The following is an 18709-nucleotide window of genomic DNA, read 5'->3' as shown; positions in this document are numbered from 1 at the left end:
ATAAAATGTATTTGCTATTAATACTTTTAATATAGGACTTTATAAGCAGTCCATTTGTATATCGGAATGAAAAGATGAATTTTTAGAGCTGTTTTTGATTCGATAGAATCTTGTAGATATAATTGACCGTCTGAATACTGAACAGTACACTATTGGCTATTGATAATCGGAGATGTTAGCTATATCAAAAAATACTTTTATATTTCCGCGGCACTAGTTAGGCTCACGAGACTTAGACAAGACAATTCATGTTAAAATATTCAAAATAAAATCAATGAATGAAAGAAGGGAAGGGAGAGTTTATGAAATTTGTTCTTGTATTTTGAGCCCAAGCAGTTGGTAAAATGACAGGTTTGACAAGAATTAGCAAAAATAACGGATTTGAACCTTTTTCATAATGATTTGACGCTTGATTTGGTTGGTATGGAAACATTCTCTTTTGTGTCTGGGCATTTAATATGCAAGAAAAGATGATTGGAGGGCTCAGGAATGTAAAATATACTGAATTTTTTATAAGGATGTGTAAATAAATGGACTATCGAATAATAGTTGCAACTAAAGCTGATTTAGAGGTCTTACCTAACTTATTTCAATTCTATATTTATGATTTTTCAAAGTTTATGGATGTGGATGTTGAAGAAAACGGAAGGTATAGTGAATATCCTTTAAATGATTATTGGACAGAACAGAATTATTTTGCTTACTTAATCAAATCCAACGAAAAATTTATTGGATTCGTTTTAGTTATATATATTAATACAGATAAAAAATCATATAACTCAATTGTTGAATTCTTTATTATGGAAAAGTATCAAAGATATGGTTTAGGTAAACTAGTAGCTAAAGAAATATTTAGTATGCATAGAGGGGAATGGGGAGTTTTCTGAATTTTAAAAAATAAACGCGCGCAATTATTTTGGAGAAACGTAATAGAAGAATATACAGAAGGAAAATTTACTGATAGTGAAGAGGAAGGAAAAAGAATATAAAAATTCACTACTTAATTTGTTCACAAGCTTTAGAATTCATTTCATTTACTAAGGAATTTTGCATTTCTGGAACAATAAAGAGACCGCTAATTGTAAATCAGCACTAGTTCAAGCCTACATTAGCTGAAGTGTTCGGAAAAAAACTCTCCGGCACCGGCTTTTCGTCATGTCCAGCTGTAGCGGCTAGGCCCTCGAGGTCTTAAGCCAAGAATAGTCAAAGGCAAAAAACAGCCTTTGAGCAATTCTCGTCTTAAGCTTGTCGGGCCTGTGCAAGCGGCTTCCGCTATTCTAGTTGTCCAGCCTTGTGCCTGCCATGCTCGGAAATAAGCCACCCTTTTCGGAAGCGGAAAAGCATGCTTCCTGTAAGGATCGTCTTATTTATGCCGCATGGCTGATCCTTTTTCTTAGGAAAAAGGATCACCGGCACCGGCTATTCGTCATGTCCAGCTGCAGCGGCTAAGCCCTCGAGGTCTTAAGCCAAGAATAGTTAAAGGCAAACCCAGCCTTTAAGCAATTCTCGTCTTAAGCTTGTCGGGCCTGTGCAAGCCGCTTCCGCTATTCGTTATTCCCTATATTTTTTTAGGGCTGCTATTACTTCTTTTTGTCTTTGTTTTGCCCGTTCCGGGTGCTGGCTTAAGGCGTATGCGCTTGGTGCCTGGGGCAAACCGGCGAGTAAAGTGGCTTGGTCGTATGTGAGTTGGTCAGGCGTCGTATGGAAGTAGTTTTTGCTTGCCTGGCTGATTCCATAGTTATTGTCTCCGTAATAAACGATATTTACATAGAGTTCCAATATTTCATCTTTAGAATAGGTCTTTTCAAGGTCATTCGCTACGAACATTTCTGCAATTTTCCGTAAAAAATGCTGATTGTTGGAGAAATAAAGGTTTTTGGCCACTTGCTGAGTAATGGTGCTTCCGCCTTGTTTAATTTCGCCCTTCATTAAATTCACGATGGTGGCCCTCACAAGTGAGATGGCATCGATGGCCCCGTGCTTATAAAAGCGGTGGTCTTCAGTCGCTACAACACTGTCATAAAAATCGGGATTGATGTTCTTTAATTTTGTATAGGTTGGATTATCCTTTACACTGGCCACTTTTTCAAGAATAGGCATTTCAGATATTGCGTCTTTATATTTAAAATAGCCGAGAACTGTCATTCCGCCTGCAAATAAAATGACAACAACCAATAATAATGTAAACAGTTTTTTCAAGAGCTTCATCATCTATTAACCTCTGTGTCATGTATTTATATTCTGTTCTGGCTGTTCTGCCAGAGATTATGGATCATATACAGATTATAGTCCGGGGTCCCTGCTGAAGCAACCAGCTGTCCATAATATATGAAGGGAGAATAGCGGTAACATTCGCCAATAAAGAGGAGAAATAGGCTATTTTGTCCTTGTAGCTATAGTTTACTCTGTTTTCCCTGTTTAATCATATTGATTGTGATGACAAAACCCTTACATTCCTGTAAGGGTTTTGTTCGGGTAATCTAACGCATCTTGGTATAAACTGATTTTCCTTCTTTGTATGTTTGGAGGATCTGAATATCCTTCAACGTCATCGGCTCAGTTTCCAGCGGATTTTTGTCCAAAATAATGAGGTCCGCAAGCTTGCCTTCCTTGATAGAGCCCTTCTTATCTTCTTCAAAGTATTGGTATGCGGCATTAATGGTTATTCCACGGATAGCCTCCAAAGCTGTTACCTTTTCGCTTTCCCCGATGGCAACGCCTGACTTTGTCAGCCGGTTTACAGCGCTCCATATTGTGTGCATCATATCAGGAGGCACTACAGGTGTATCCTGATGCAGTGTATATATCAAGCCTTTATCGATTGCGCTCTTTACAGGGCTTATTTTAAATGCCCGTTCTTTTCCTAAGTTTTGGATATGGGTGTCTCCCCAAAAATAAGTATGTTCCACGAAAAAGGATGGGATCATCCCAATCGGTTCCATTCGGTCCAATTGATCGTTGCGGACTGTTTGGGCATGGATCATGACCGGTCGGAGGTTGGTGTGTCTTTGAGCCTTATCCAGCATTTTTTGATAGGAAGTAATTAACTGTTCAGCTGCTGCATCCCCATTACAGTGTGTCAGAAGCTGCATATCTTCATCAAGAGCTGTTCTAATCAGTTCCTCAACTTCTTCATTTTGGTAAGCAGGATAGCCTTTATACCCATCCTCACTGTTCTCATATGGTTCTGACATCCAAGCGGTTTTCCCTTGGGGAGAACCATCCAGGAATATTTTGTAGCCGCCGATTTTAAAGCGATTTTGATATTTCTTTACGTATTCTGTATGTTTTGTCAGTTGATGGTTGTTCTTCAAATCGACGTAGCCGATCAAATCTATCAACAGCCTTTTTTCATCGGCCATTTTTTTCAAGATATGAAATTCTTGGTCTTTCATTATGCCTTCCTGCGCTGTGGCGATTCCGCAGCTGAAATAGATGGCCTGCGCTTCCTCCATTTGGTTGCAAAGGTCTTCCAGTGATGGACGCGGTAAAGTGGATGACAGATTAATAAATGCATTTTCCTCCATGTAGCCGGAGGGATCGTTGTTATCATTCTCCCTGCCGATTTTTCCGCCTTCCGGGTCAATTGAAGTACCGGTTATATTCATCTCTCTTAGGCCACTGGTGTTTAAAACGCCCATATGTCCGGAAGCATGGGAAATCAGAATGGGATTATCAGTGGAAGCTTTATCAAGCACATGCCGATCTGGATGGCTTTTTTCCTCCAAATTATTGTGGTCATAGCCAAAGCCGATAATCCAGTCGCCGGGTTTCAGCGGATGGTTTTCTTTAAATTGCTTTATTTTTTGAATAATATCTTGAAAGCTGATTGCTTCATTTAACGGTACAAGGCGCAGAGTCGAGGCAAATGCCGATAAATGGCTATGTGGATCGATAAAGGCAGGCAATAGTGTCTTTCCTTTAAGATCAATCATTTCCGTATAGTCGCTTTTGCTTTTCATGACGTATTCTTTTGTGCCTACTTTTTCAATTATGCCGTCTTTGATGAATACTGCCTCAGTTGTAAGTTCTTTTTCCATTGTGATAATAGTGCCATTATAAAATAGTTTTTCGTCCATATTATCTCCCTCACTTCTGTATAAGCTAAGTATGCAAGATTGAACTATAATCTATGCGTTTGACTGGTCCTCTCGATATGACCTTAACATAAAAGCTTAAGATATCTATAAGAAATGCTTTAATGAAAGTTAATAAGAGCTTGATACGATGAATAAAAAGAGTTTTAGGAGAATGTCCCAATTATGAAAATGATCATCAAAATATTTATCATCTTCTGTATCTTGATAGGAATGTATACATGGCAGTCCAAGCAGAAGGAGAATGAACATAAGCAAGTGAAACCTGTTGTCCTTGCCGAAAAGATACCATTGGAAAAGCAATATGCCAATAACATTATTCTCAATGATGGGAAACAAGTGATACAGAATCCCGCAAATGGCCTTGCATTGGTCAATAAACAGTTTGAATTGCCGGCAGCCTATATTCCAAGCGGCTTGGCAAGGGCGGATGTAGTGTACTCGTTCGGGAGCGGACAAGCTGAAAAGGCTCTTATGAGAAAGGATGGGGCGGCAGCGCTTGAAAAAATGTTTGCTGCTGCCAGCAGGGAAGGAATCGAATTAGCTGCTGTTTCCGGTTATCGGTCATACACCCGCCAACGGGAGGTTTTCCAGGCAGAGGTAAGGAAGAACGGTGAAAAAGCGGCATGGAAAGTAGTGGCTAAGCCAGGCCAAAGCGAGCATCAGACCGGGTTAACAATGGATATTTCAAGTGCTTCGAATGGATACGCCCTATCAACGGAGTTTGAACAGACAAAAGAAGGAAAGTGGCTAGCAAAGAATGCCCATCTGTATGGCTTTATTCTCCGCTATCCAAAAGGCAAGGAACAAATAACAGGATACAGCTATGAGCCATGGCATTTCCGTTATGTTGGCACAAAGTATGCCGATATTATGTATAAGAACAAAATGACGCTTGAGGAATTCATGGATAATGTGAAGTCAATATGAAAAAGTCAAGTTAGGCACAAGTTTTTAGAGGAGAACCACCTACAAGTATAGAATTAACATGTTGTGATCTAACAAAAGCATGGCTTATTTACTGCTAGGAAAGCGGATATAGGGGTAATTACTGCTCGTTGAAAACAACTGTTATAAACTATTTGGACAAGTATGAAGCGTATATTCTTCATTCGCCAGGCAATAACGATGCTAGCTGCAATATCTCGGGTCACTATTACATATCGCAGAGGTGAGCTTATTGAAACAAGCATTATTAATCATTGATTCCCAACAGGATCTAATAGATGGCAGCAATGGAGAAAAAGGTGTTTTCGCAAAGGAAAAATTGATCCAAAACATTAATCTGGTCATTGAAAAGGCCGTCCATAACCAGATACCGATAATATGTATAAGAGATGTAGACGTTTCTGGAGGAGAAGGTCCTGGTTTTCAACTACATAAAGGAATCAAAGTGCCTTCTGAAGTTGTTTTATTTGATAAAGCCGCTACTAATTCATTTTATGGAACGCCTTTAAATGCTTACTTACAACATAAGGGGATCGAACATTTGGTCATCATGGGATGCCAAACGGAATACTGTATCGATACGGCTGTCCGAACGGCAACGATCAATCAGTTTGATGTTACGTTGATCGCTGATGGGCATTCTACTTGTGATTCCCCTATTTTAACAGCGGAACAAATCATTCATCATCATAATCATATCCTGCATGGACACTACAATGTAGATCATTTTTCACTTGTCAGAGATGCAGCTGAGGATGTATTTGTACCAACCCACCATATCTATAGATAAAGAGAAAATAGTACTATGTTAGTAGTAACAGTCATTTATTCAGGCGATTATAAGCATGATGAACGAAAGCAAATTGATATATAGCAGGGAGCTTTGAGGATGTTGACACATGTATACCTAATCCGCCACGCCCATTCAGCATATACAGCGGATGATGAAAGCCGTCCGTTATCTGAGCAAGGTTTTAAGGATGCAAAACATATTGCACAGTTGCTCAAACATGAAAAAATAGAGCTGGTACTTTCCAGCCCGTACAAGCGGGCTATCCAAACAGTGCAAGGGATTGCCGAAGATATCGGCAAGGAAATCATAACGGTTGATGGATTTAAGGAAAGGAAATTATCAGCTAGCTCCGTTCAGGATTTTCCGGCTGCAGTCAAATATGTTTGGAAGCATCACACAGTCTCATTGGAAGGCGGGGAATCTAATGTGGATGCACAAAAAAGGGGCGTTAGCGCTCTTTTGGCGGCCGTAGAAACATATGAAGGCAACCATTTAGCTATTGGGACACACGGAAATATTATGGCGCTAATGATGAACTTCTTCGATGAACAGTATGATTATTCTTTCTGGAAAAAACTCGATATGCCCGATATATATAAGCTTTCTTTTGAGCAAAAGGATTTGAAGGAAGTGAAGAGGATTTGGAATAGAGACTATGCGGGCAACTTAGCAGGCTCAAATACAATGATATAAAAAGGCTATTAAGAGAGGGGAAGGCAGTCCCGAATAATTATCTACGGGTACTTGTAGGAGGACTCTAATAATTGAAATTAGTAATAGAGTAGTAGATGCTTTGTACTAGAAGGTCATTGGGTTTACTGTTGCATTTCCTCATTAATGCTGTAATCTGCTATAATACATATTATTCACAAACAACTAGTTTGCACCAATGGGGAGGCAAAACATGATTAAACTAATCGCTACCGATATGGATGGTACATTTTTAAATGATGAAAATCAGTTTCCTGAAGATTTTTCTTCCGTTTTCAACCGATTGCAAGACAAAGGAATTATTTTTGGGGCTGCCAGCGGCAGACAATATTACAATCTAGCACGCCGTTTTGACGAATATGCAGATGATATGCTTTTTATTGCTGAGAATGGATCAATCGTTGTGTATAAGGGAGAAGAAATTTTCTCCAATCCCATGGATCCGCAAGTTGTCAAGGAGTTGGTCGATGTTGCAAGAGGCATTGAAGGAATCCATATTGTCCTATGCGGAAAGAAGGCGGCTTATTTTGAAAAGCCGAGTCCGGAAGTGATTGAAGAAATCAATAAATATTATGCGAGCCAAGCTGTAGTAGAGGATCTAGCACAAGTAGAAGATGATATTTTAAAGATTTCATTGCTTGATTTTAGAGGAGCGGAAAAGCATAGCCTATCTTACTTTGAAAAATATGCGAATTCTTTGCAGGTGACTGTCGGAGGCTTTGTATGGCTCGATATAATGAACGCTGGCTCCAATAAAGGGATTGCAATGGAAAGAATACAGGAGCGCTTGGACATTGCCCCGGAAGAGACAATGGTATTCGGCGATTATTTGAATGACTTGGAATTAATGGGAAAAGCGTATTACAGTTATGCCATGGCCAATGCCCATGACAAAATAAAAGAAGTATCCCGTTTCGAAACAAAGTGCGATAATAACCATGGCGGAGTGGTGGAAACGATCAATGAAATGGTTTTGTCAGCTGATTAAAAAAAGAAGCGATGCTAACGCACCGCTTCTTTTTTTATGGCCTTTTTTTATGCAAATACCATTTTAAAGCATTATTGCATAATACGTTTTCAGCTTCCCGTACAGACAGGGCTTCATAAACGGTAGCGAGATCGCTTTCCTCATAAGGCCGTGCTGCTCTGGTGGAAGGAAGATCTGTGCCGAACATAAGTGCATCAGGATTAATGGAGACAATCTGTTTGATGGCAGCAACCGGATCAAAGTCTATCCGTCCGAAGCCGGTTGCTTTTACGCGGATTCCTCTATCGACCATGGAAAGTAAGTGTTTAAATCCTTTTTTTGTTAAGCCGAGATGGTCGATGGACAAGGCGGGAAGTTTTTCAAGGTGTGGCTGGATCTCTTCAAGGAGTGCTGCATCGCTGTATAGTTCAGTATGCCAGCCAGCTAATTCAAATACTCTCCGCGCCATGTAATCCAAATGGTCGATCGATTCCGATCCGCCTCTTTTCAAATTGAAACGAATCGCCCTTATGCCTAGTTCATCCAGCTTCAGGATTTCATGATCGCTTGTCTCAAAAGGAATTTGTGTAACACCGACAAATTGTGGGCCAAGCTTTTCAAGGGCATCTGTGAAATAGGTTTGGTCATAGCCTTGAAAAGAGCCAGAGACGATTGCTCCACCGATTACTTGGGTTCCTTCCATTTTATGAAGATAGTCCTCACAAGTAAAAAAATCAGGGATATAACCTTGGTTTTCTATTAAAGGGAAACTAGGATCGATGATATGAATATGCGCATCAAAAATGGTTTTATCCTTGGTTAGCCGATCATCCTTAGACAAGGAGGTGCTGTTTTGTGTTTTTATGCCTGATACGGAACTTGTGATTTGCATTCTTTTTGCCTCCACGATCTTCAATTTTTTACCACAGTATATGTTCTTGATTCTATAGGAGGATTCCTTCCTGCTGAAAGAGAGATGGAGAATTAATCACTAACTATAAGGGAGACCGATACCTTTTAGTTGTCATATGACTTTGACAACAGTAGACTAATATTTTAAGTGAGTGTTTTTTTTTGTATGATTATTCTGCATGGTAGATTTATATAAGCTTACTGATTTAGAAGGAAAAGAAGGTGAAACAATGGAAGATATCCATAGGATTTATGTGTCGCGGACAAAGCAAAATTATTTTGTCACGACGAAATCCATAAATACTGTTCAGTTATGGTCAATTGAGGATCGCTCCCATTTTTTAACTATTGAAACCAATTTGGATGATGGAGCAGAACGTATGCTGGTTCTTGACTTAGATATTCCTATCATCGTTACTGGAAATTATTATGGCGGAGTCCATGCTTATAATGGATTTACAGGTGAATGCCTGTGGAAAAGAGCTGACTTGACGAATGTCCAGAAGCTTGTTGAAATGCCCGGCGATCATGGAGCCTATTTTGGAATTGGCTTCAGTTATGGCACCTTTTTAATTATTGATGTCAATACAGGGGAAACGAAAGAGTCGTTGACTGATATTTTTAAGCTATCCTTTTCACGGTTTAATCCGATTGCGTTAGCCATACCTAATGAAGAAGCGGATGACAAACGTCCGATGCTGGTTTCCACAGATGATTGGATCATTCAATGGGACTGTGATGAAGAAAGTATTTTTGTACTGGATGCAGCCTTTTCAAGAGACCATGTCATGATTTCCTGGTTGGGCGGTCCATTGCAATGTTATACATTGGAAGGTAAGAAAAAATGGACAATCAGCAATAAAAATGGTCATTTTATCCAGGTACGCTGGAATGACGGGCTGAAAATGTGGATTGGGCTATACAGTATGACTGCAAATGAAAGTCCGGATTTATTGCTTGTCGGGTTTGATAATATGGGTGAAACGAAGCTGAAGAAATTAGTGGAAAGCCCGGGGGATGCCTATTTATTCTCAGACGGAACCCATTTGGTGACAGCAAAGGGGCAAGTCATAGAGACATCATCAGGAAGAGTAGTATGGACGTATGCTGCTGAATAAAGCTTTAATATCATTAACGTGTGTATGCTTTGCCTCTTGTCGATTGAATATGAAAAACGCTCTTCTGCCTGGAATGGCTGAAGAGCGTTTTTTTGTTAGCTGGCATGCTGTACTTGTTGTTTTTTCTTGCTTAATGCAGGTCTTGTTAAGGAGAAAACAGCACATCCAAATGCAAGCAATGCAAGGATGCCGCCAACCCAGGCATTTGCCGTGACAGGGTTATGTTCAATAACAATTCCGCCGATGGCTGAACCGAGGGCAATGCCAAGTTGCAAGGCAGATTGGTTGAAACTTTGTTGAATGCCGGCAGATTCAGGTGCCGTTTGGATTAAATAACTCTGTTGGGCAGGAGATACAGCCCAGCTTAATGCGCCCCAGATCATCAGAAATACAGGGAACAGTACTTTAACGTATGTGGAAAACGGCATTAGAAAGAGAACAATAGCAAACGTTGCTGTCATCAGCAGAATGCTCTTTTTGGCTCCTAGCCGGTCTGAAAGCAATCCTCCCATTCCACCGCCGGTAACAGCTGCCAACCCAAAGACAAAATAGGTGGCACTGATCCACATTGGACCGAAATCCAGGCGATCCTGCAGGAAGGGAGTCAAATAGGCATAGAGCACATAGTGTCCTGCAAGCATAAGCATTGTCACTAAATGGGCGGAAATGATTTTGCTGCTTTTGAGAGATGCAAACTGTTCACGCAACGGTACCATCGTATCCGGTGGAAGTTCATCCAGGTACTTATATATTACTCCCATGGCGACTAAAGCCAAGAAGGCAATGAGCAAGAATAACATTCTCCACCCAAACATTTCGCCGATCAATACACCAAGCGGTACGCCAAGAACCAGTGCTGCGCTTATTCCCATCGAAATAACCCCTATTGCACGCGCCTGGTAAGCCGGTGCCACAATCTTCGGGGCGATTGTCAGCGAAAGGACAATCAATAATGATGCTGCAATGGCGGTGAAAATCCTGGCCAGCATTAGCATTTCAAAAGTGTGGCTAAAAAAGGAAATCAAGTTCCCAATCAGGAAAATGGCTAATGCTCCTAAGTACAATTTTTTTCGTTCAATTTTCGAAGTGGCAGCCATCGTAATTGGCCCTGCAATAGCCAGCACAAGGGCGAATGCAGTAATTAGCTGCCCTGCCGCGGATATACTTATATTTAAATCCTTTGATATTAATGGCAAAATTCCGCCGATGACCAATTCTACCATACCGACAACAAAGGTAGAAACGGCAAGAATATATACTTTAAAATTCATAAAAAAAAGTCCCTCCTAATCTCACGGAATTGTTTTACCACTGTTGTGGTAAAAACAACTATTACATGTTATCCCATATGAGATAGATTATCAAGCAATAGTTTTACAGGCTGACAGAAGATAGGGAACCCATAGGCAAAAATAAAAGAGTGAACATGATTGTCCACTCTTTCATTAGAGCTATCGAATGATGTGCCTATTTTTTTGTAGGTTGAGCACTTCTTCCTCGGATAGAGAATAGTATTCAGCCACTTGTGCCACTGTAGTGTCTGCTGGGAATTTTCTTCGAGTCAAATGGCCGTATCTTTTTTTATTGTAGGTAACCCAAAAGAAAAATAGTGATAAACTCATAAAAATAATCAATATTGTAAAGAGCACAATTGAATTGATATTAGCGATCGTCAATGTACTGAATGAGAGATTGAAAGAAAATTTGAAAGAACGAATGAGAATATATAAGAAGCTAAGTAAAAAGGCCCATCCGAAGAGTGTAACGGCCAATTCTATCATCGTTCTTGCTTTCTTTTTCTTTTGTTGTATAACCATTGTAAGCTCCTTTCCTGTTTACACATCCAATCCGCGGTCAGGACTCTTCCATGTTGCATACTCAGATTTATTCTTTCTGAAAATCCTTGTTGCTTTCGGCAAGGAAAAAATGACAAGCAAGGCATTTATATGCCAGTAGACTAACGGGTACCAGACTGCCCAAACCATATATTTGAGTATGTTCTTTTCGTAATGCCGTTCAATAAATAGAGCCGTTAACAATTGTAGAATGCATATGAAAGCCAAATAATTTCCAATCCAAATAAATGGCGAAAGAAAGGCTTGATTGCATACAAACTGATAGATTGCCGTAAGCAGGGCGAAGAACCAAGTAATTGACCAGAGTATGCTCAATAATTGTTCAATAAAAACAGGGAACAACCTTCTCTGGCGCCAATCCGTAAAAATAGTGCGATGCCGGAATATGACCTCTATTCCGCCTTGGGTCCATCTTATCCGTTGATTCCAAATCCCTTTTATTGTTTCAGGAACCCGCATCCAACAGAAAGCTTTCGGTTCATAGCGGATATCCCAGAACTTCCTTTGTAGCTTCCATGTAATGCCGATGTCGTCAGTCGCTAAATCCTTATCCTACATCCCGACATCAATAAGAGCCTTTTTTCTAAAAACAGCGAATACCCCGGATACAGTCATGACCTTTCCCATAATTCGCTGGGTTCTCTTAATAAGTCCTATGATGCTTGCATACTCAACTAATTGGATTTTAGATAAGAGAGTTGTCCTGTTGCGAATTCTTGGATTTCCGGTGACAGCACCGACCCGTTCGCTATTTCGTGGTGTGATGAAGTTTGGCATGACATACTTAAGAGCATCCTTATCCAAGATGGCATCGCTGTCGATGGTTGCGATAAATTCGCCTTTTGCTGCTAACACACCTTGCTCCAATGCATTTGCTTTGCCTTTATTTTGTTGGATGTCGACTACACGCAATCTTGGATATTGATCCATTATTCCATTTAAGATTTGCATCGTTTGGTCAGTGCTTCCATCGTTAATAACTATAATTTCATAGTCTGGATAGTTTAACAGAGAGGTAAAATGCACGGTTTCTTTAATTATTTTTTCTTCATTATGTGCAGGTATAAGGATTGATACAAAAGGCAAACTAGCATCGTCAGAAAGAGGAATATCCTTTCTTTCACGACGGATGTAGTAAATAATCCCTCCAATTATCCAAACGAGCCCCATGATTAGCGGATAATAAAATAAGAACAAGATAAAAATAGTACTCAAAATAATCCCTCCAGTGAAAGCTACAGAAACTGATTATAATGATTAATTGATTATTTTTACAAATATTTAGCATTATTTTCGAAAAAAACAGGGCAATGGAGAGAAAACTATGATCGTTGGAAAACGTTTGCACTCGCATTTAAGGCTATATTGCATTTGGTAAATATGGCTTGTTTAAAGTCTCTAATTGTAAGATATTTCAAGCGGTGTTATGATTCAAGAAATGGCAAGGGAGTGAAATGGATGATTAAAAAAGTCGGCCAGATTATGCTATATGTAAAAAATCAAGATGAGGCAGCTGCATTTTGGACAGAAAAAGTCGGATTCAGCATCATTTCTGAAGGAGATTACGGCCAGGGTATGAGATGGATCGAGATTGCCCCAATCAAGGACAATGAGACAAGCATTATTTTGCATAATAAAGAAGTAGTCGCCAAAATGTCTCCTGAATTGCAGCTCGGCACGCCTTCTTTACTGTTCTTCTCGGAAAATATCGATCAATTATATGATGATTTGTCCAAGCAACAGATAACAGTAGGGGAAATGGTGACGATGCCTTCGGGAAGAGTATTCAATTTTACTGATAATGAAGGCAATTATTTTGCAGTGATGGAAAAGTAAAAGGTAAATATAAAAACGGAAGCAAACCAAACGTTTGCTTCCGTTTTTATAAAGAGAAGAGAGATTAAAAGCGCAATTTTGTTACGATATTTTTAATCTCCGGGTCGTTCATCAATGTCTCATTATATTTTCCTAAAATCTTGGTCAGAACGACATCATGATAGAAAAACTCGGCAAATACTTTGACAAAAGGCTGTGACATCGTACGGATAGCCTGCCAGGAACCTTCTTCGGCTGTTGCAAAAATGATTTCACGGTCATCAATAATCAGTAATTGAAAAGGTTCAAGAAATACATCCTCTTTTGTGGGAATGAAGTAATAAAGGTGGGAAAGGTTAGCGGATATGTCGCCTACAACGTGCGCTTTCACTTCGATTCCTGCCTGTTCCTTCTCTTCTAACAGGGAAACATATTTTTTGAAGTCTTCATTCCAGCCCGAAATGGTGATTGATTTTTTAGCTTGCTTGATCAGTTGCTTGGTCTGTGCCTCGATCGTGGATTGGACTTTAAAGCTCCAAACCCGGTCATCGGAAAATGTTCTTTTTGACGTATTTTCCTTGAATTTATTGATATTCTCCTGAAACTCGGCCGTTAGCCTCTCTACAGCTAATTCCAATGGAAGGGCTGTATACATTTTTTTCTTTTCAGAGATTGCTTCCATCACCATTCCTTTATCGACCATGCGAGAGATGACTTCGTATATTTTTGTCTTTGGAACACTGGAATACTTGGCGATCATGGTGACATCCATCGGTTCATCGCTTGAAACGAGAACCTCATATACTTGGCTTTCATATTGGGAAAAACCGAATTCTTTTAACATAGGCCCTCCTTTATTGCTGTTGAAGACGATCTTATTCAATGTATGTATTATCATAATTATTAATAGTGCAATATACAAGTGTTTGTCCACAAATGGAAAACAAAAGGAAGATTGAATAGAAGAATTATTGAAATATTGTTATAATTCGGAGTGGCAAGGAAGGAGGAGATAGTATGGATTTGAAAATCCAGAAAAAAGACGGCTTTACACCCCAGATCGGCCAACTTGTATCAATGATGGAGTATGCAAGGAATACAACATTATGGGCAGTAGAAGGTCTAACTATTGAACAGCTTGATTATCTGCCATATGAGGGTAGCAATTCAATCGGTGCCCTATTACTTCACATGGCAGCAGTGGAACGGTATTACCAAATAGATACGTTTGAAAAAAGAGAGCCGACACTGAAAGAATTAGAGGAACTGAAATTAGGGCTTGAGTTGGGGGATGAAGCCAGAATTCACGTTAAAGGGAACCCATTATCGTTTTACTTGGATAAATTGGCTACCGTGCGCTCGGCAACTTTGGAGGAATTCAGGAAAAGAGATGACGAGTGGCTTAACAGCGAAGTAATGTGGGGAAAGGATTCTGCCAATCACTACTTTCTTTGGTTCCATGTATTTGAGGATGAGCTGAATCATAGAGGCCAAATCCGTATATTGAAGAAAATGCAGAAATAAAAATTGATAAAAGTAAAAGCTATCATGATTGGTAGCCTTTTTCTTTAGCCGGCGCTGTCGGAAGGATCTTTAAAATAGGAGTTCTTATTGTTGCAAATATACCCCATTGGGTATATAATCACCTTTATAGAACATCCGCTTTATTAAGAGGCCGTTATATCTTCGTAAAGGAGGGATAGCTGTGATGTATGATCAACAAACTATATGTTCTATTCAAAAAGCAGAATTCCAGATCCACCATGTTTTGGGCTTGATGGAGCAGAAAGAAGGGTTTAAAAAAATCGTAGATGAATTAGGAGAAGCCCGTGAAGACATCAATTCAGCTATTGATTATTCAATAAGCAACCATATGGTCCATTGCATCCAAGGCAGTAAAATGTCGCCAGCCCATGATCAACAACTGTCTGATGCAGTACAGCTTATCATTAAAAGCAGATAAGCAATAAATATCCTAATAAGGTAACCAAGAGGAGGAAGCAGGAATATGACAACCATTATTATTATTGCCGCAATTATTCTGTTCTTAGTATGGCGGATGATGCCGGCAAAAGGGGTACGCCAGATTACGACAAGCCAATTAAAGAATGAGCTGAACGATAAAGATAAACAATTTATTGATGTACGGACACCGGGGGAATACAGAGGCAATCATATTAGACAGTTCCAAAATATACCCCTAGGGGACATCCAAAATAAACAATCCAAACTATCGAAAGAAAAAGAAGTGGTCGTTATTTGCCAAAGCGGAATGCGAAGCAGTAAGGCCAGCAAAGAATTAAAGAAATTGGGATTCCAGCATGTAACAAATGTAAAAGGCGGTATGAGCGCCTGGCATTAAACAGTGAGGAGGCAATGGGATGAAAAATATCACTCCAGAAGAAGTACAAGCATTATTGAATGAAGGAAAAAAACCGAATCTGATCGATGTAAGGGAAACGTCAGAAGTGGCACAGGGAAAAATACCGGGAGCCATTAATATTCCTTTAGGCTTATTGGAATTTAAGATGAATGAATTAAATAAACATAATGAATACATTCTTGTATGCCAATCGGGAGGCAGGAGCTCCCAAGCTGCCAATTTTCTTGATTATCAAGGATTCAACGTATTGAATATGGCAGGGGGAATGCTTGCCTGGAAAGGTGAAACAGAATGAAAATGAACACCTCTGATTCCAAGGGAGGGGAACTAATGGACAACAAAAGCTGTAAAACAGGGAGCTGCGGCATTCCGTTCAAAAAAGCGGGGAAGAAGGCATTTCTGCCTTTGCCCATTTGTCCTGGTGTCCTTCTTTGGATAGTGGTTGGCGCAGGCTTTCTCATATATGAATATCTGATTAAATAAGATTACTGCCGTCTGGATGACGGCAGTCTGTTTGTTGTGAGGAGGAATGCTATATATGGTTGTTCACTGAAACTGAACTTCATTTTTTTCTCCCAATATAAAGCAGATGGCTTGATATGCCAAGAATAAAAGGATCTGCAGCACTTTCTTTAATGAACGACATCAGTTTTTCCATTTCGTGTTCACCTTTGTTTGTCCAATAGTCCCAATTATGGCTGTCCAAGATCGTTCCTGGATTAGAGCCTATTAGTTCTAACGTTTCAAATCCGTGTTCTTCCATAAATGGAATGATATCTTCAATATTGAAATAATACGCCTCTGTAAATCGCCCTTCATCACTATGATTGAAACAGCCTGTTAGGGCAAATTCCATAATGGCGTCCATTTGATTGTTCGGCCTCCAGCGCTCAGGTGAAAGAAGCGAAGTCAATATATGCCTGATTCTTGGCATAAAAGCGATAAAAACTACGCCATTCGTCACCGTAACTCTATACAATTCTTTAATTGCCTGGATACGGCCTTGTTCTTCCTGTAAATGATACATAGGGCCAAGCATTAAAGCGGCATCAAAGCATCCATCCTTAACCATATGAAGTTCTCTTGCATCTGCTGCATAAAAACCGTCAAATTGATTTTCTAATTGGAGTTCTTTTGCCTTATTGGCTGCTGAAGCAACGAGATGAGGCGTTAAATCAGTTAATGTAATCCGGTGACCTTCTTTGGCAAGTTCCATCGAGTATTTTCCTGGACCCGCACCGTTGTCCAGAATAATGCCTGTTTCCGGCAAATATTTTTTTATAAAATGCCAATTCACTTGGAATTCTACCGGCGCACGGTCAAGCCTGCCCCACTCATCAAATTGATTGTAGTAGTTTATTACCTTGCTCATAGATTCCACCTTTTTTCTTAATTAGTTTATTCCTTCAATTCGAGGGGATCGTATCGTATTCCTTCTAAATAGAACTAAACCGAGGGTGAATAGGATAACAAACCTTACATTCTTGCCAACTTTCCAAATGTAAGCGCTTATATACTAATTATTCAAAATAAATTGACAATTAAATCGATCCGTTATACGATTTATCCAGAATCATTCCGTTAAAAGGAAGGTAATTCCGTTAAATGGAATTTGTTGGTGGTCAAAGTGGTTGGATGTACCTATTAACGGACTGATTTTTAGAAAAAGATAAAGGTGTGAGGCAAGTGGATCAACAGGAGCATAATCAATTGGACAGATCCATGAAAAGCAGGCATTTATTCATGCTGTCGCTTGGAGGGGTTATCGGGACAGGCTTATTTTTGAATGCGGGCTTTACCATTCATCAAGCAGGTCCAGGCGGGGCTTTAATTGGTTATTTATTTGGTGGTATCATTTTATATTTAGTCATGGTTTGTTTGGGAGAGTTGGCGGTATTTATGCCAGTAACCGGATCATTCCAGACCTATGCATCAAAATTCATTTCCCCTGCTGCCGGTTTTTCGTTGGGCTGGATGTATTTTATTGGTTCGGCTACCACTGCCGGAGTTGAATTTACAGCAGCAGGGATGTTGATGCACAGATGGTTTCCGGGTTCATCCACCTGGGTATGGTGCTTCATTTTCATCCTCTTTTTATTTGCGCTAAATGCACTTTCCACAAAGGGATTTGCAGAGGCAGAATATTGGCTTGCGGGAATAAAAGTAGTAGCAGTCCTTTTCTTCCTGGCTATTGGAGTAGGGGCCATATTTGGTTTGATCCATTTGGCGGACCGCCCGGCTCCTGTGTTAAGCCACTTCACAGAGAATAAGTTATTTCCTCAAGGATTCGGCATCCTCTTTGTTACAATGATGAATGTTATTTTTTCTTATCAAGGTTCTGAATTGATAGGGATTGCAGCAGGAGAAAGTGAACAGCCTCAGAAAAATATTCCACGCGCCATCAGAAACGTCCTTTTTAGAATTATTATTTTCTATATTTCGTCTATCATTGTTTTATCAGCCATTTTTCCCTCATCGGAATTAGGATTACTGGAAAGCCCGTTTGTAACGCTGATGGATCTTGCGGGCATACCTTTTGCTCCCGACATTATGAATTTTGTTATATTGACTGCCATTTTGTCAGTCGGAAATTCGTGCATTTATGCATCTACACGCCTTTTATGGTCCATGTCGCATGAAGGGATGGCACCTAAAAAGTTCGGAAGATTATCGAAGCGCAAAGTTCCTTTTACAGCTCTCCTTGTGACAATTGTTTTTTCTCTTCTGTCATTGTTGACCAGCGTCATAGCGGCGGATACCGTTTTTGTTTTCTTAATGTCGATTGCTGGCATATCTGTCACCATTTCATGGATGGGCATCGCTTGCTCACAGCTTATGTTCCGATATAAATACGTAAAGTCAGGTAGAAAAGTAAGCGATCTTCAATATAAAGTACCCTTTTATCCATATGTGCCATTGATTTGCCTATTGTTTTGCATTTCCATACTGCTATTTTTGGCATTCGATCCGACCCAGTTGACGGGATTAGTGATAGGCATTGGCTTTTTCATTTTCTGCTACCTTTTTTATTATGTTAAGAACAAAAATAAAGGGACTATTACCGCACCTTTTGAAAGTGACCAAGTGGATCAATAAAATAAGGGAAGCG

The 18709-nt window shown here is 39.8% G+C and carries 20 protein-coding genes and 2 pseudogenes; 14 read left to right on the top strand and 8 right to left on the bottom strand.

Annotated elements, in window-relative coordinates; all coding sequences use genetic code 11:
- Positions 1–302: 302 nt before the first annotated feature.
- Positions 303–420, top strand: a pseudogene (locus tag ABC357_RS13740) (shikimate kinase); the annotation flags it as partial.
- Between the two features lie 110 nt (positions 421–530).
- Positions 531–887: a GNAT family N-acetyltransferase gene (locus ABC357_RS13735; protein WP_412888058.1), complete on the top strand. Its 357-nt coding sequence runs from the start codon at positions 531–533 to the stop codon at positions 885–887.
- 664 nt (positions 888–1551) lie between these two features.
- Here the strand turns inward: ABC357_RS13735 and ABC357_RS13730 are convergent.
- Positions 1552–2211, bottom strand: a complete 660-nt coding sequence (locus ABC357_RS13730; RefSeq protein ID WP_412888057.1) for a transglycosylase domain-containing protein — start codon at positions 2209–2211, stop codon at positions 1552–1554.
- A 269-nt stretch (positions 2212–2480) separates the two neighbouring features.
- Positions 2481–4079: an amidohydrolase gene (locus tag ABC357_RS13725; protein WP_412888056.1), complete on the bottom strand. Its 1599-nt coding sequence runs from the start codon at positions 4077–4079 to the stop codon at positions 2481–2483.
- A gap of 183 nt (positions 4080–4262) precedes the next feature.
- Between ABC357_RS13725 and ABC357_RS13720 the strand changes: the two genes are divergently transcribed.
- From ABC357_RS13720 to ABC357_RS13705, 4 genes are all read left to right on the top strand, one after another.
- Entirely contained in the window at positions 4263–5027 is a 765-nt protein-coding gene (locus ABC357_RS13720; RefSeq protein WP_412888055.1) for a M15 family metallopeptidase, read from the top strand.
- A gap of 250 nt (positions 5028–5277) precedes the next feature.
- A complete protein-coding gene (locus tag ABC357_RS13715; protein WP_412888054.1) occupies positions 5278–5835 on the top strand; it encodes an isochorismatase family protein in 558 nt (185 codons plus the stop codon).
- 99 nt (positions 5836–5934) lie between these two features.
- Complete coding sequence (locus tag ABC357_RS13710) at positions 5935–6531, top strand: histidine phosphatase family protein (RefSeq protein WP_412888053.1); 597 nt, start codon at positions 5935–5937, stop codon at positions 6529–6531.
- Positions 6532–6742: 211 nt separating this feature from the next.
- A complete protein-coding gene (locus tag ABC357_RS13705; RefSeq protein ID WP_412888052.1) occupies positions 6743–7537 on the top strand; it encodes a Cof-type HAD-IIB family hydrolase in 795 nt (264 codons plus the stop codon).
- A gap of 34 nt (positions 7538–7571) precedes the next feature.
- On the opposite strand, the gene ABC357_RS13700 is transcribed toward ABC357_RS13705, so the two are convergent.
- Positions 7572–8408: an amidohydrolase family protein gene (locus tag ABC357_RS13700; RefSeq protein ID WP_412888051.1), complete on the bottom strand. Its 837-nt coding sequence runs from the start codon at positions 8406–8408 to the stop codon at positions 7572–7574.
- Positions 8409–8607: 199 nt separating this feature from the next.
- On the opposite strand from ABC357_RS13700, the gene ABC357_RS13695 reads away from it, so the two are divergent.
- Positions 8608–9546 (top strand): hypothetical protein, encoded by a 939-nt coding sequence (locus ABC357_RS13695; RefSeq protein WP_412888050.1) that lies wholly within the window; start codon positions 8608–8610, stop codon positions 9544–9546.
- A 95-nt stretch (positions 9547–9641) separates the two neighbouring features.
- Here the strand turns inward: ABC357_RS13695 and ABC357_RS13690 are convergent, their stop codons facing one another.
- The 3 genes and pseudogenes from ABC357_RS13690 to pgaC form a co-directional block, all read right to left on the bottom strand.
- A complete protein-coding gene (locus ABC357_RS13690) occupies positions 9642–10817 on the bottom strand; it encodes an MFS transporter (RefSeq protein WP_412888049.1) in 1176 nt (391 codons plus the stop codon).
- A 180-nt stretch (positions 10818–10997) separates the two neighbouring features.
- On the bottom strand, positions 10998–11363 hold the full coding sequence (gene pgaD / locus ABC357_RS13685) for a poly-beta-1,6-N-acetyl-D-glucosamine biosynthesis protein PgaD (protein WP_412888048.1): 366 nt from the start codon (positions 11361–11363) through the stop codon (positions 10998–11000).
- Between the two features lie 18 nt (positions 11364–11381).
- Positions 11382–12572 (bottom strand): annotated as a pseudogene (pgaC, locus tag ABC357_RS13680) (poly-beta-1,6-N-acetyl-D-glucosamine synthase).
- Between the two features lie 288 nt (positions 12573–12860).
- Here pgaC and ABC357_RS13675 point away from each other — a divergent pair.
- Positions 12861–13238 carry a VOC family protein gene (locus ABC357_RS13675; protein WP_412888047.1) on the top strand — a complete coding sequence of 126 codons (378 nt, stop codon included), beginning with the start codon at positions 12861–12863 and terminating at the stop codon, positions 13236–13238.
- A gap of 64 nt (positions 13239–13302) precedes the next feature.
- Here the strand turns inward: ABC357_RS13675 and ABC357_RS13670 are convergent, their stop codons facing one another.
- Entirely contained in the window at positions 13303–14061 is a 759-nt protein-coding gene (locus tag ABC357_RS13670; protein WP_412888046.1) for a TrmB family transcriptional regulator, read from the bottom strand.
- A 173-nt stretch (positions 14062–14234) separates the two neighbouring features.
- On the opposite strand from ABC357_RS13670, the gene ABC357_RS13665 reads away from it, so the two are divergent.
- The 5 genes from ABC357_RS13665 to ABC357_RS13645 all read left to right on the top strand — a co-directional run bounded on the left by ABC357_RS13665 (position 14235) and on the right by ABC357_RS13645 (position 16083).
- Positions 14235–14741 (top strand): DinB family protein, encoded by a 507-nt coding sequence (locus ABC357_RS13665; protein ID WP_412888045.1) that lies wholly within the window; start codon positions 14235–14237, stop codon positions 14739–14741.
- 184 nt (positions 14742–14925) lie between these two features.
- Positions 14926–15180 (top strand): metal-sensitive transcriptional regulator, encoded by a 255-nt coding sequence (locus ABC357_RS13660; protein WP_412888044.1) that lies wholly within the window; start codon positions 14926–14928, stop codon positions 15178–15180.
- A gap of 45 nt (positions 15181–15225) precedes the next feature.
- Positions 15226–15579, top strand: coding sequence for a rhodanese-like domain-containing protein (locus tag ABC357_RS13655; protein WP_412888043.1), 354 nt, complete (start codon positions 15226–15228; stop codon positions 15577–15579).
- Between the two features lie 19 nt (positions 15580–15598).
- Entirely contained in the window at positions 15599–15895 is a 297-nt protein-coding gene (locus ABC357_RS13650) for a rhodanese-like domain-containing protein (protein ID WP_412888042.1), read from the top strand.
- 35 nt (positions 15896–15930) lie between these two features.
- The gene (locus ABC357_RS13645) at positions 15931–16083 is read left to right on the top strand and encodes a hypothetical protein (RefSeq protein WP_412888041.1); all 153 of its coding nucleotides are present in this window, start codon (positions 15931–15933) and stop codon (positions 16081–16083) included.
- A 79-nt stretch (positions 16084–16162) separates the two neighbouring features.
- Here ABC357_RS13645 and ABC357_RS13640 read toward each other — a convergent pair whose 3' ends face one another.
- Positions 16163–16972: a class I SAM-dependent methyltransferase gene (locus ABC357_RS13640; RefSeq protein WP_412888040.1), complete on the bottom strand. Its 810-nt coding sequence runs from the start codon at positions 16970–16972 to the stop codon at positions 16163–16165.
- A 350-nt stretch (positions 16973–17322) separates the two neighbouring features.
- Here ABC357_RS13640 and ABC357_RS13635 point away from each other — a divergent pair, with 350 nt between their 5' ends.
- Complete coding sequence (locus ABC357_RS13635) at positions 17323–18696, top strand: amino acid permease (protein WP_412888661.1); 1374 nt, start codon at positions 17323–17325, stop codon at positions 18694–18696.
- Positions 18697–18709 lie beyond the last annotated feature (13 nt).

Source organism: Bacillus kalamii (assembly GCF_047238185.1).
Classification (GTDB): Bacteria; Bacillota; Bacilli; order Bacillales; family DSM-1321; genus Bacillus_AD.
The sequence above is the reverse complement of the archived record's forward strand: the minus strand, read 5'-3'. Positions and strand labels throughout refer to the sequence as shown.

Excerpts from the sequence above, each read along its gene's own strand:
- ABC357_RS13695 (WP_412888050.1), top strand. The coding sequence starts at position 8,608 with ATGGTAGATTTATATAAGCTTACTGATTTAGAAGGAAAAGAAGGTGAA.
- ABC357_RS13675 (WP_412888047.1), top strand. The coding sequence starts at position 12,861 with ATGATTAAAAAAGTCGGCCAGATTATGCTATATGTAAAAAATCAAGAT.
- ABC357_RS13710 (WP_412888053.1), top strand. The coding sequence starts at position 5,935 with ATGTTGACACATGTATACCTAATCCGCCACGCCCATTCAGCATATACA.
- ABC357_RS13640 (WP_412888040.1), bottom strand. The coding sequence starts at position 16,972 with ATGAGCAAGGTAATAAACTACTACAATCAATTTGATGAGTGGGGCAGG.
- ABC357_RS13720 (WP_412888055.1), top strand. The coding sequence starts at position 4,263 with ATGAAAATGATCATCAAAATATTTATCATCTTCTGTATCTTGATAGGA.
- ABC357_RS13690 (WP_412888049.1), bottom strand. The coding sequence starts at position 10,817 with ATGAATTTTAAAGTATATATTCTTGCCGTTTCTACCTTTGTTGTCGGT.
- ABC357_RS13730 (WP_412888057.1), bottom strand. The coding sequence starts at position 2,211 with ATGATGAAGCTCTTGAAAAAACTGTTTACATTATTATTGGTTGTTGTC.
- ABC357_RS13725 (WP_412888056.1), bottom strand. The coding sequence starts at position 4,079 with ATGGACGAAAAACTATTTTATAATGGCACTATTATCACAATGGAAAAA.
- ABC357_RS13665 (WP_412888045.1), top strand. The coding sequence starts at position 14,235 with ATGGATTTGAAAATCCAGAAAAAAGACGGCTTTACACCCCAGATCGGC.
- ABC357_RS13645 (WP_412888041.1), top strand. The coding sequence starts at position 15,931 with ATGGACAACAAAAGCTGTAAAACAGGGAGCTGCGGCATTCCGTTCAAA.
- pgaD (WP_412888048.1), bottom strand. The coding sequence starts at position 11,363 with ATGGTTATACAACAAAAGAAAAAGAAAGCAAGAACGATGATAGAATTG.
- ABC357_RS13705 (WP_412888052.1), top strand. The coding sequence starts at position 6,743 with ATGATTAAACTAATCGCTACCGATATGGATGGTACATTTTTAAATGAT.
- ABC357_RS13655 (WP_412888043.1), top strand. The coding sequence starts at position 15,226 with ATGACAACCATTATTATTATTGCCGCAATTATTCTGTTCTTAGTATGG.
- ABC357_RS13635 (WP_412888661.1), top strand. The coding sequence starts at position 17,323 with ATGAAAAGCAGGCATTTATTCATGCTGTCGCTTGGAGGGGTTATCGGG.
- ABC357_RS13650 (WP_412888042.1), top strand. The coding sequence starts at position 15,599 with ATGAAAAATATCACTCCAGAAGAAGTACAAGCATTATTGAATGAAGGA.
- ABC357_RS13735 (WP_412888058.1), top strand. The coding sequence starts at position 531 with ATGGACTATCGAATAATAGTTGCAACTAAAGCTGATTTAGAGGTCTTA.
- ABC357_RS13700 (WP_412888051.1), bottom strand. The coding sequence starts at position 8,408 with ATGCAAATCACAAGTTCCGTATCAGGCATAAAAACACAAAACAGCACC.
- ABC357_RS13660 (WP_412888044.1), top strand. The coding sequence starts at position 14,926 with ATGTATGATCAACAAACTATATGTTCTATTCAAAAAGCAGAATTCCAG.
- ABC357_RS13670 (WP_412888046.1), bottom strand. The coding sequence starts at position 14,061 with ATGTTAAAAGAATTCGGTTTTTCCCAATATGAAAGCCAAGTATATGAG.